We start from the raw sequence: 13000 nt of genomic DNA on the forward strand, positions 1-13000 counted from the left end.
TGCAAAGGAAAAACTAATGGAAGTAATTCTTCTTCAGAAGATGGCTAATCTTGGACCTATGGGTAAAATAGTCAAGGTTAAAAACGGTTATGCACGTAATTATCTATTGCCAATGAAAAAAGCCTTGCGCGCTAATGAGAAAAATAAAGCAATTTTCGAATATCAGCGTTCAATTCTAGAAGCAAAAGACCTTGAAAAAAAGATCCAATTTGAAGAAATGGCTACGATTTTAGAAAAGAAAGATTTCTTCCTCATCCGTTCTGCAGGAGAAACAGGGAATCTTTATGGATCAGTTTCGAGCCGCGATATAGCTGATTTATTGGCAGAAGAAGGTTTTCAAATTAATCGTGGGCAAATTGATCTAAGATCACCTATAAAATCAATCGGAACACACAATATAACTATATTACTCCATGCTGATGTTTCTACTAAAATTACGGTAAGTATCGCTCGTTCTTCCGAAGAAATAATCCAGAAGGAAAAAACATTAGAAAAAGCAGAAGCAGATACAAAAGCAGAAGCAGAGTCCGAAGCAGAAGAAGTAAATAGTTAAATTCATTCTATCTCATCACTAGGGATTCTATTATACGATGAATCCCAAAATCTCTTAATTTTGTATTAAAATGAAAGCAGTAGTATCATTCTTACCCTAGATGAGTAATCAGGAGAGTTTTCCTTTTCTTGAGATTACTCATAGTTATTTTTAGTGTAAACATTTTGATAATATTGGAAACTAGAAAATGATTAATACTTCTCAAAATATCATTTTACCTGTTCCTCAAAGAGAGCCCCCTCAACATCGAGAATCTCCTAATAACATTGAAGCAGAACAAGCTCTTTTAGGAGCTATTCTAGTGAACAATGATGCTTTTTATCGAGTGTCAGATTTTTTAAAACCGTGGCATTTTTTTGAAGGAATTCATCAAAAGATTTTTGAAATAGCAGGCAAGTTAATCCATATGGGGAAAACAGCTAATCCTGTTACGATTAAAACTTTCTTGTCTACTACAGATATGTTAGGGGATCTGACGGTACCACAGTATTTAGCACGCCTAGCTTCTGAAGCAGTTTCAATAATAAATTCCGAAGATTATGGCCGAACGATATACGGATTAGCACTACGCCGTACTCTGATCACTATTGGCGAAGAAATGGTAAATGCCGCTTACAAGGCCTCTCTTGACCTCCCCCCTTCAATTCAAATAGAAGAAGCAGAACGCAAACTATTCGATTTAGCAGAAAATGGTCGATATAATGGAGGATTTCATACATTTTCTGATGCGATGACAGCTGCCATTGATATGGCTGGACAAGCCTTTCGTAGAGATGGAAGACTAGCTGGAATTTCTACAGGAATTCAAACTCTTGATAAACAAATGGGAGGATTACAACGTTCCGATCTGATAGTTATTGCAGGACGTCCAGGTATGGGGAAAACATCCTTAGCAACGAATATTGCCTATAATGTTGCAGATGCGTATAAAGAGGAACTACAAGAAGATGGGTCCTACAAAACTATTAATGGGGGAATTGTTGGATTCTATTCTTTGGAAATGTCTTCTGAACAACTCGCCACCCGTATTATTTCTGAACAAACAGAAGTTCCATCCTCAAAAATACGAAGAGGAGAACTAACACAACCTGATTATGAGAAAATAGTTGCTTGCTCTCAAGTAATGCAAAAACTACCACTCTATATTGATCAAACTGGTGGCATTTCTATGAGTCAATTAGCAACACGTGCACGTCGGTTAAAACGCCAACGCGGACTTGATCTCCTAATTATAGACTATATACAACTTATGACAACATCTAGGAAAGTAGAAGAAAATCGTGTCTTAGAAATAACAGGTATTACCATGGCATTAAAAGCTCTAGCAAAAGAACTTGACATACCAATTATTGCCCTGTCACAACTTTCTCGACAAGTAGAAAATCGTGATAACAAACGACCTCAACTCTCAGATTTGCGCGAATCCGGCTCCATTGAACAGGATGCAGATGTAGTGCTATTTGTCATTCGTGATGAATATTATGTGAAAAACAGAGAACCTACGAATAAAGATGATGTCCTCGCTTATACAAAATGGCAGGAAGATCTTAAACGAGTAAAGGGTATTGCGGATATTATTATAGCCAAACAGCGTCATGGACCAACAGGCACAGTTACCCTTGCATTTCAATCAGAATTTACACGATTTTCCGCACTATCTGATTCATCTTATGATAACATAGAAAATTTTAACCCATAATAAAAAAATTTTTCACATGCATTCAAACGAATTTCTGAAACTTACAATTGATCTTACAGCCCTTAAAAATAATTGGCATAGTGTGAATCAACTTTCTGGTAGCGCAAGAACAGCAGCAGTAGTAAAAGACGATGCATATGGACTTGGCCTTGAGAAAATAGCTATAGCGCTCTACAATGCTGGAGCACAGGATTTTTTTGTGACCGATGTAGCAGAAGGAGTGAAGCTACGTTCATACCTCCCAAAAGCAAAAATTTTTGTTTTATATGGAATAAATCCAGGAGAGGAAAAGCATCTCTTTAATGCAAATTTAATACCTGTTATCTCCTCCATTTCTCAGCTTTCTTTTTACGGAAAGTTAATATCCAGTGGCGTTTGTCATCCTTATGCCTTGCAAGTAGATACAGGCTTCAATAGATTAGGACTCAGTCTGGAAGAAGCATTAGATTTTGCGCAAAATTATTTGAATAAAAAATCAGATAATCTATCTCTTATAATGAGTCATCTTGCTTGTGCCGATGATCCAAAATCTCATGTAAATTCCGTACAATTAAAGAGATTTCGTACTCTTGTCACATATTATAAAGGCGTAGAAGCAAGTTTAGTTTCTTCAGCAGGAATATTACTAGGTTCAGATTATCACTTTCAACTAACTCGTCCTGGCATATCATTGTACGGAGGAACTCATACAATAAATAAATCACATCCTATGGAAACTGTTGTAACAGCAGAAGCGCGTATTATTCAAATCCGTAAATCGCTTGCAGGAGAAATAATCAGCTACGGAGGGGGAAAAAAATTGACACGTAATAGCCTAATAGCTGTTGCATCTATTGGATACGCTGATGGTTATCCTTTAACTATGTCAAGATTAGACTCAAAAAACAAACCTTTTTTATTTTCTGGAGGAGAAGGCTTCGTTAAAGGGTATACAGCCCCTGTTTTAGGGAAAATAACAATGGACATGACAATGTTTGACATTACTGATTCTCCTGGCATAAAAGTGGGGGACTATATCCAGGTTTTTGGATCTCATATCAAATTAGACGATGTTGCCGTTGCATCTGGAACTACTAATTATGATCTTCTCGTTAGAATAGGTAAACGCTATGCCAAGTTTTACAGATAAATAATGTCTGAAAATATAATTAATCCAAATCATTGATGTGAAAATTTGAAAGTAATCCAATAAATGGCAAAAATACGCTCTCAATACTTTTGTCAAACCTGTGGTGCAATTCATTCGCGTTGGATTGGAAAATGCGATTCATGTAATGAGTGGAATACAATTGTTGAAGACAATTCCAGAAAAGAAAACGATCAAAGATTTAATAAAACAATTGGTAAATCCATCCCTCTTGTTATGCTATCGGAAGAACTAATAGAAGAGGAATTACGCATTCACACTCATATTGGTGAGCTTGACCGTGTCACAGGAGGAGGATTCGTACGTGGTTCAGTCATATTAGTAGGAGGAGATCCAGGAATTGGAAAATCCACCTTACTCATGCAAACAGCAGCATCTTTAGCATATAAAAACAACCGAATAACCTATGTATCTGGTGAAGAGGCAATAGGACAGATTAGATTACGTGCCCAACGATTAAATACCATTAATAGCTCTGTCTATATAGCTATTGAAACCAATGTTGAAGATATCATAGCCACTCTTTCGGAAAACGAAAAACCCGATCTTGTTATCATAGATTCTATCCAAACTTTATGGAGCCAAACAGCCGAATCTTCTCCTGGAACAGTGATACAGGTGCGTACCAGTGTTCAAGCAATGATTCAATATGCAAAAACGAACAGTGTTGCTATGGTATTAGTTGGACATGTTACTAAAGAAGGACAAATCGCAGGACCACGAGTTATTGAACATATGGTAGATGCGGTCTTATATTTTGAAGGTGGGACACGAAACACACAATATGATTATCGTATATTGCGAAGTGTTAAGAATCGTTTTGGACCAACCGATGAAATAGGTGTTTTTGAAATGTCTGATAAAGGACTCCAAGAGGTATCCGATCCTTCTAAAATATTTTTATCAGATCGAGATTCGACATCTCCAGGAACAGCTGTTTTCGCTGGGATAGAGGGTACACGGGCTCTTTTAGTAGAGATACAATCTTTGGTTGTCCCAACTTCTCTCGGCATGCCTCGTCGTACCGTCGTCGGATGGGATTCATCTCGCTTAGCAATGATTTTAGCTGTATTAGAAGCACGTTGTAATATCAAGTTTGGAAATCATGATGTTCATCTTAATGTCGCTGGTGGTTATCGCATTTCAGAACCAGCTGCTGATGTTGCCGTTGCTGCAGCATTAATTTCATCTATACTGTCCATACCTCTACCAAGTGATTTTATCTACTTCGGGGAAGTAAGTTTATCGGGATCTATCAGAGCTGTTGGACATATGCAACAAAGGATAAAAGAAGCAGAAAAAATAGGATTTTTATCAGGAATATTCCCAGAACCTTCCAAAGGAGAGTGGAAAAATGGAACTTTCGATTGTCAACACATCAAAAACCTTAATGATCTAGTCGAAAAAATAACTTCTCTTCAAAAAATAGAAAAAAAACCATAATGAAAAACAGGAGATTAAATTAATAATGGAAATAACATATTTCGATATTGGTTGCTTTATATTTATATTTATTTCGTCCATATTGGCAATGGCTAGGGGAATATTGAATGAACTGATTTCTTTGACTAATTGGATTTTGGCTGCCATAATGACCCGTTTTTTATATCCGACGCTCTTAGGAAAGGTGTCGGGCATTATGAAAAACAAACAAATAGAAATGATCGCAACTATCGTACCATTATTCTTATTTATATTGATTGCTGTATCTGTTTTATTAAACATAATAAGCAAGCCGATTCGTATCCGCTCTGTGTTGTTAGATAAAATATTAGGGTGTTTTTTTGGAGGAATTCGCGGAATATTTCTGCTTGTAATTGCAGTTTCCTGCTGGAATTTAACTGTATATGACGGCACCGAACCTGAATGGATTAAAAAGTCTATATCTAAAAAATATTTAGATCATATGGAGAAACAATTTAAATCAATCATTCAATAAAATTAAAAAGTATATATTAAAATATATTAGTAGTTTAATTTAAAAAATCATTGATATCTCCCACATATAAAAACTATACATGAGGTGATATGTTCTTTAACAAAAAAAGCATCAACTAATGCTAAGAATAGAATTGCTCACCCTTGAATATACAGAAAGAAACGATGAATACCTCTTTTAAATCCATATGTTCTAATCGAAAAAATTACAATCAGATAAACGAGAAGTGCGGAGTATTTGGAATCCTTGGACATCCAGATGCTGCAACCTTAACCGCTATCGGATTACATGCTCTTCAACACCGTGGACAAGAAGCTACTGGAATAATATCTTTCAATGGCAATAAGTTCCACTCTGAAAGACATTTGGGATTAGTTGGAGATCACTTTACTAATCCAGAAACGTTATCTTTATTGCCAGGGAATATGGCTATTGGACATGTCCGATATTCCACCACAGGTGATCACATAACAAGAAATATACAGCCATTGTTTGCAGATCTGCAAGTAGGAGGAATTGCTATCGCACATAATGGCAATTTTACAAATGGTTTATCTTTACGGAAAAAACTCATTTCTAGTGGAGCTATTTTTCAATCTACTTCTGATACAGAAGTTATCCTACATCTCATTGCACGATCTCAAAAAAAAGGATCTTGTGAACGTTTTATTGATTCTTTACAGCATGTACAAGGTTCGTATGCAATGCTCGCTCTAACACGCACTAAATTAATTGCTACACGTGATCCCATAGGAATTCGTCCACTCATCATGGGTGAGTTACATGGCAAGCCTATTTTTTGTTCTGAAACATGCGCTCTTGAGATCACGGGAGCCAAATACATTCGCGACGTAGAAAACGGAGAAACCGTTGTATGTGAACTTCAAGAAAACGGTTCTATCTCCATTAAATCTTATAAAAATCCTTCTCCATCTCCTGAACGTATGTGTATTTTTGAATATGTTTATTTTGCACGACCTGATTCGATGGTTAGTGGACGTAGTATCTATGTATCTCGCCAAAATATGGGTAAAAATCTCGCAAAAGAATCTCCTGTTGATGCTGATATTGTTGTTCCAATTCCAGATGGAGGAGTTCCTGCGGCTATAGGATATGCAAAAGAAAGTGGTATTCCTTTTGAAATAGGTATTATTAGAAATCATTATGTCGGACGTACTTTTATTGAACCTTCTCATCATATTCGCGCTTTTGGTGTTAAACTCAAACATTCTGCGAACCCTACAATTCTCGCAGGAAAACGCGTTGTACTCATCGATGATTCAATCGTTCGTGGAACTACATCTGTAAAAATCGTACAAATGATACGAAGTGCAGGTGCTATAGAAGTGCACCTTCGAGTAGCTAGCCCAATGATATTATACCCTGATTTTTATGGCATAGATATTCCAGATCCTGATACACTTCTAGCTAATAAATATTCTTCTTTACAAGAAATGTGTAAGTTTATAGGCGTAGATTCTTTAGGATTTTTATCTGTAGATGGTTTATATAAAGCTATTTGCGGTGCACCGCGTGATCCCCAAAAACCTGCTTTTTCTGATCACTGTTTTACAGGAGATTATCCTACTCCCCTTGTAGATAGGCAATCTCAACATAACGATCAAGAATTATCTATGATGATTAGCTCATGATAAATTTAGATTCTCATATTAATCTAAAGAATCGCTTAGCACTTGTTACAGGATCATCTCGTGGTATTGGTTATTATACTGCATTAGAATTAGCAAAATCTGATGCACATGTTATCGCTTGTGGTCGTGATGTTAGTCAACTAGAAAAACTACGAAATACTCTAGTAAAAATTAACAAGAAAATAGATATCATGTCATTTGATCTCAAAGATGGCAAAGCTCTTGAATTAACCAAAAAATATATTGCAAAACGCTGGGGGAAATTAGATATTTTAGTAGCCAATGCAGGCATTCTTGGACCAATTAATCCTATTAGGCAAATACAAGAAAAATATTTTGCAGATGTCATGTCAGTAAATGTCATGGTAAACTTGAATATTATGCGCACCTTTGATCCTTGGCTTAAGAAATCACATTGTGGACGAGCGATTATTCTTTCATCTGGAGCCGCCCATAAATGTCGCCCATTTTGGGGAGCTTACTCGACTTCTAAAGCAGCAGTAGAAGCATTAGCGCGCACTTGGAGCAAAGAAACATCTCATACTAACTTACGTATTATAAACGTAGATCCTGGACCAACGCGTACATCCATGCGAGAAAAGGCTATGCCTGAAGAAGATCCAAATACTATCCAACATCCACAAAAGGTTGCAAAAATAATATCATGGTTATGTTCCATGCAAATAGTTGAAACAGGAAAATTATTTTCCATTCCCAAAAACCGTTTTGTAAACTATACTATGCCCGAGTAAAACATACCAATAAATAACGAAAGATAATCGTTATTTGAGCATATGAATATAAAGAAATATTCTCCTGATTCTGCTCTTTCTGCACTTAAATATAGTGAGCAATAAAACTTATATTAATGATATTTTATTCGGTGATAAAAATGATAAATAAAGTCAATCTTTATCTTTCATAAGACAAAAGCAATGTCGTTGATTGTGAAGAATACGAAAAGGATTCAATAAACAAATAAAATTTGACAATGTTTTGTAATAACAGAGTCAGTGGATAAAAAATATCCCATTCCACGATACCAGCAATTTATGTGTCGTGAACTGAAAATATTAGTCACAATAGCAGCTCTCTCGCACCTATTGTTTATAAAAAATAAGCTTGCAAACGTATCCAAACCAAATGAAATATCAATTTCATACGGAATATTGAAAAAAAATATTGCTGTAAGACTCATTATATAAAAGTATTAGTTCTAAAAAATATAACCATAAATATTATAATAAGATAACATTACTTCTAATTATATGATCTGATTAAAATATATTGTTATTTTCTTTACATTAAAAAAAATTCTTACAAGAAGAAAGGCCTTTAATAATATCTATAGCAGTAATAATACCAACAACTTTATCATCCACAATCACTCCTATTTTCACCGAATTATCAGCTACCATATCAATAATATCTATCAAAGGTGTTTGTCGAGGAATTTTACAAACAATATCTGATTCACCCTCTACCGAACAAACACGCATAACATCACCTGCAACCAGGGCAGTAATAGGATTTAATTTTTGTATGAACTCTGAAACATAACAATTAGCTGGATGTAAAATTATTTCTTGCGGCGTCCCACATTGAACAATACGCCCACCTTCCATAATCGCAATACGATTACCTAAGCGAAAAGCCTCATTAATATCATGACTCACAAAAACAATTGTCTTTTTTAACTTCCTTTGCAACGCTAGCAATTCATCTTGAAGACGCATCCTGATTAATGGATCCAAAGATGAAAATGGTTCATCCATGAGTAAAATAGGAGCGCCTGTAGCGAATGCTCGAGCGAAACCTACACGTTGTTTCATCCCTCCCGATAACATGTTAATTTTACAATTAGCCCATTTAGTCAGATTTACAATTTCAAGTTGCTCTGCAACCCTAGACTTTATTTCTTCATCAGAAATATTAAGAAACTCTAGCCCTAACTCAACATTACGAGCAACAGTTCTCCACGGTAAAAGAGCAAATTGCTGAAATACCATCGAAACAGTATGCATCCGCAATTTACGCAAAACACTTGCATCTGCAGTATATGGATTTACGAATCCATCTACCGTATCAACCAACACCTCACCTCGTACTACAGGTGCTAGTCCATTAATAGAACGCAACAGAGTAGATTTCCCTGCCCCTGAAAGCCCCATCAGTACAAGGATTTCTCCTTTTTTTACTTCAAGATTAGCCTTGGTAACCGCTGAAATAACCCCATAATCTGTGACATTTTTCTTTATACTATATAACAATCTATTTCTATTTTTTTTTGAAGAATCTCCAAAAACAATATCAACATCTTGAATTTTTACTGCACATTCATTCATGTCATATCTCTTTGATCTGGAATGCTAAACCAACGGTCCAATATAATTGCTAAAATAACAATACAAAGACCCGATTCAAATCCTTTACTGATATCAACCGTATTGAGAGCACGCAACACAGGAACTCCTAGCCCATTAGATCCAACCAGTGCAGTAACTACAACCATAGACAAAGAAAGCATGATTGTTTGCGTCAAACCTGCCACAATTTGTGGAATAGCAAATGGAAACTCTACTTTACGAAAAATCTGCAAAGGCGTTGCTCCAAATGCACGCGCTGCTTCTTTAAGTATTGGTGGGGTAGAAATAATACCCAGTCGAGTAAAACGAACAGGAATTGGAATAGAGAATACAATCGTTGAAATAATCCCCGGAACCATTCCTAAACCAAAAAGAACCAATGCTGGAATAAGGTAGACAAATGTCGGAATAGTCTGCATAGAATCAAGAAGTAATCGTATAATAGAATAAAATCTTGGATACCAAGCAGCTAAAACACCAATCGGAATACCTATTAACATCGAAATGACAGTAGAAACCAATACCAAAGATAGAGTTTCTGTTGTTTCCTGCCAATATCCTTGATTAATAATTAACAACAAACCTATAGCCGTGCCGATAGCAATGGTAATAGAACGCTTGATCATCAATACTAATAAAGATACCACACCAACAGATACTAGAGGAGAAAAATACTGCAGAACACATAAAACAAAGTTTACAATATTAAGCAAACAAAATGATAAAGTATTGAAAAACCATTCCCCGCTATTAGTAAAATACAAGAATAATTCTTGCAAATAATCTCCTAAAGGAATACGCGCCTGGATAATCCGATTCAATTTCTAATCCTATTTATCATACAAAAAGTCGCTACGAATTATAATACATTGTACAATCATTGCAAAAGTTACTTATTCATCAATCTTTCCAATGCATCCAAAGGATTTTGTCCATCAAACCTAGTAACCCCTACTAGCCAATTTTTAATGAGATCCGGATTATCACGAATCATTTTTATTCCTACAGATTTAGGATCTTGCTTATTATTCAATATAAGTTTCATCATCTCATTTTCCAATGGGACAGAAAATTTAATATTTTTTAGCAATCTAGCTATATTAGGACATTTATCAAGATAATCTGAACGCACTACAGTGTAAACAGATGCTTTACCAAATCCAGAGATATTTTCACCGCCAAGTAAATAATGAATATTAAGATCAAGATTAATAGGATGAGGCTCCCAACTTAAAAATACGGCAGGAATATTCTTTTTCTGATCACGCCGAACTTGGGCAAAAGACGCTTGTTCAGAAGATTCTATTAAGTGAAAATCTTTAAGAGAAAGCTCATTATTCTCAATCATATCCAAAATACGCTTATTACCACTGTTGCCAGGTTCAATAGCGTAAATCTTGGCACCAAGCTCTTTTCGATATTTTGCTATATCCTGATATCTTTTGATACCGAGCGCAAACCCTGCATCATTGACTGCGAGCATATATTTTGCTCCTTGAAGATTTTCAGATACTACTTTAATTGATCCTTCTTTGAGATATGGAGCGATCGCCATTTCATCTGATGGATACCAATATCCCATAAAAACATCTATTTCTTTATTTTTCAATGATTTAAAAGTAATCGGCACTGCAAGCAATTTAATATTAGTTTTATATCCTAGTATCTCGTCTAAAACAATTGAAGTCATAGCTGTTGTCGCAGCAATATCAGTCCAACCTGTATCTGCAAAACGCACCGACGAACAAAATTCGGCATCCTTGGTATGAACGACTGAACACGATATGGTTAAAAAAAAACAGATAGACACTAATACCTTATATATCATCAAGTACCCTTCCATTAGATTACTTCATCAATGCTTACTGACAATCAAAAATGCATATTCAAGAAGCCTACTATCAACAAATCAATAATTGTAATATCAAATACTATATCATACGGAATGCATTTTAATATACCATATTGATTTATGTAGCTTATTAAAAAACGAACAAAACAGATAGTTATTGACATAAATTCAACATAATCCCCAAAATATGGCATACTCCTATTACTTTTATTAAATTTTAATACATGCAATCGATCAACAAAAAATCCAGCTAAATATCTCACTAATTATATAATTAGTTAATGACTTTTAATCATCATTTGTGGTATGATGGGTGGGCGTTTTTATTTTCTATATTGCACGATTACAACTATCCGCAAATATATCTTAAAAGACAAAAATATTGAATGAAAGTAGATGATCAAAAAAATGTGATGCAAATGGCGTTATGGGGAATGTTGATATCTATAACCATCACTGCCTTGAAAATTACCGCATGGTACATTACCGGATTTATCTCGCTGCTGTCTGATGGACTTGAATCAATAGTTAATATTATAACAGCAATTATATCGTATTTCACACTAAAATATGCATATCGCCCAGCAGACAAAACTCATCCTTTTGGACATCAGAAAGCTGAATATATTGCAGCAATCGTAGAAGGCTTACTGATGGCTAATATCTCCCTCATAATACTTTACGAATCTTGGAATAATCTATCTCATTTTCCCTCCAATGATGTTTCAATCATAGGACTCCTTATTAGCATGATTGCCAACATCATTGGCTTATTTTGGGGAAAGTGGCTAATATACTATGGAGAGAAAAACTTTTCTCCTACATTCAAAGCAAACGGACAACATTTTGTCGCAGACGTTATTTTATCTATCGGTGTAGTATGTGGACTACTCCTAGTAATGATCACAGGATATACAAAACTGGATTCCACAATAGCTATTTTAATAGCCTTAAGCATTTTATATCAAGGATGCAAGGTAATATCATCTTCTATAAAAAATCTCATGGATGCTGCAGTTAAACCAGAATACTTCGAAAAAATAAAAGAAATTATTGCCCTCAATGCCTCAGGATCGATTGGAATACATGATTTAAAAATAAGACAAGCTGGTGCTACATTTTTTATAAATTTTCATCTAGTAGTTAATTCAAACATGACGGTTTTCAATGCACATAAAATCTGCAACAATATCGAAAAATCATTAGAAGAAAATATCAGTCAATCTGTTGTCACCATACATATTGAACCAGAAAGTGAAGCAACCCATGGAATTCAAATACAATTATAGGAAAATAAAAATCAATGTCTGAAAAAACCATAGAGGGATTATCTATCCTTGGGGGAAAAGGAAAATTGTTCAATACTCCACAAGAAGCATTATTAGAAAAAATCCCATCCCAGAACCAACAATTAAACTATGTTGTAAGGTTTACAATACCAGAATTTACCTCACTATGCCCCGTCACTTCTCAACCAGATTTTGCACATATCATCATAGATTATATACCAAAAGATTGGCTGGTAGAATCAAAATCTCTCAAACTATTTATGGCATCTTTCCGTAATTATCACTCATTTCACGAGGATTGCACTCTTTATATTGCACAACGATTAATGTCCTCTCTAGAACCAAAATGGCTGCGCATTGGTGCTTATTGGTATCCCCGCGGTGGTATTCCTATTGATATATTCTGGCAAAATTGCGCTCCTCCAACAGGAATATTCTTACCTAATCAAGATGTCCCACAATACCGTGGTCGAGGTTAAAGCAAAAAATACCCATTACAATAG

General features: G+C 35.3%; 12 protein-coding genes. 9 read left to right on the forward strand and 3 right to left on the reverse strand.

From position 1 onward, the window contains the following. Positions 1-16: 16 nt before the first annotated feature. From rplI to G293_RS01315, 7 genes are all read left to right on the forward strand, one after another. Positions 17-553 (forward strand): 50S ribosomal protein L9, encoded by a 537-nt coding sequence (gene rplI, locus G293_RS01285; protein WP_047263962.1) that lies wholly within the window; start codon positions 17-19, stop codon positions 551-553. A gap of 187 nt (positions 554-740) precedes the next feature. After that, entirely contained in the window at positions 741-2252 is a 1512-nt protein-coding gene (locus G293_RS01290) for a replicative DNA helicase (RefSeq protein ID WP_047263963.1), read from the forward strand. A gap of 16 nt (positions 2253-2268) precedes the next feature. Beyond that, on the forward strand, positions 2269-3381 hold the full coding sequence (gene alr, locus G293_RS01295) for an alanine racemase (RefSeq protein ID WP_047263964.1): 1113 nt from the start codon (positions 2269-2271) through the stop codon (positions 3379-3381). 63 nt (positions 3382-3444) lie between these two features. Beyond that, entirely contained in the window at positions 3445-4842 is a 1398-nt protein-coding gene (gene radA / locus G293_RS01300; RefSeq protein ID WP_047263965.1) for a DNA repair protein RadA, read from the forward strand. Between the two features lie 25 nt (positions 4843-4867). Next, positions 4868-5338, forward strand: coding sequence for a CvpA family protein (locus G293_RS01305; protein WP_047263966.1), 471 nt, complete (start codon positions 4868-4870; stop codon positions 5336-5338). Positions 5339-5502: 164 nt separating this feature from the next. Continuing rightward, positions 5503-6990, forward strand: coding sequence for an amidophosphoribosyltransferase (purF, locus tag G293_RS01310; RefSeq protein ID WP_047263967.1), 1488 nt, complete (start codon positions 5503-5505; stop codon positions 6988-6990). Further along, positions 6987-7742, forward strand: a complete 756-nt coding sequence (locus G293_RS01315) for an SDR family NAD(P)-dependent oxidoreductase (RefSeq protein WP_047263968.1) — start codon at positions 6987-6989, stop codon at positions 7740-7742. Before purF ends, G293_RS01315 begins: the two co-directional genes overlap by 4 nt. Before the next feature lie 552 nt (positions 7743-8294). Here the strand turns inward: G293_RS01315 and G293_RS01320 are convergent. The 3 genes from G293_RS01320 to G293_RS01330 form a co-directional block, all read right to left on the reverse strand. Then, on the reverse strand, positions 8295-9335 hold the full coding sequence (locus tag G293_RS01320; protein ID WP_047263969.1) for an ATP-binding cassette domain-containing protein: 1041 nt from the start codon (positions 9333-9335) through the stop codon (positions 8295-8297). Then, positions 9332-10177, reverse strand: a complete 846-nt coding sequence (locus tag G293_RS01325; RefSeq protein ID WP_047263970.1) for an ABC transporter permease subunit — start codon at positions 10175-10177, stop codon at positions 9332-9334. The genes G293_RS01320 and G293_RS01325 overlap by 4 nt, the downstream gene beginning before the upstream one ends. A 68-nt stretch (positions 10178-10245) precedes the next feature. Beyond that, positions 10246-11184, reverse strand: coding sequence for an ABC transporter substrate-binding protein (locus G293_RS01330; RefSeq protein ID WP_244464428.1), 939 nt, complete (start codon positions 11182-11184; stop codon positions 10246-10248). A 410-nt stretch (positions 11185-11594) separates the two neighbouring features. Between G293_RS01330 and G293_RS01335 the strand changes: the two genes are divergently transcribed. Beyond that, positions 11595-12497 carry a cation diffusion facilitator family transporter gene (locus G293_RS01335; RefSeq protein ID WP_047263971.1) on the forward strand — a complete coding sequence of 301 codons (903 nt, stop codon included), beginning with the start codon at positions 11595-11597 and terminating at the stop codon, positions 12495-12497. Positions 12498-12511: 14 nt separating this feature from the next. Next, positions 12512-12976 carry a preQ(1) synthase gene (gene queF, locus G293_RS01340; RefSeq protein ID WP_047263972.1) on the forward strand — a complete coding sequence of 155 codons (465 nt, stop codon included), beginning with the start codon at positions 12512-12514 and terminating at the stop codon, positions 12974-12976. The last annotated feature ends 24 nt before the right edge of the window (positions 12977-13000 follow it).

It is taken from the genome of Candidatus Liberibacter africanus PTSAPSY (genome assembly GCF_001021085.1).
Classification (GTDB): Bacteria; Pseudomonadota; Alphaproteobacteria; order Rhizobiales; family Rhizobiaceae; genus Liberibacter; species Liberibacter africanus.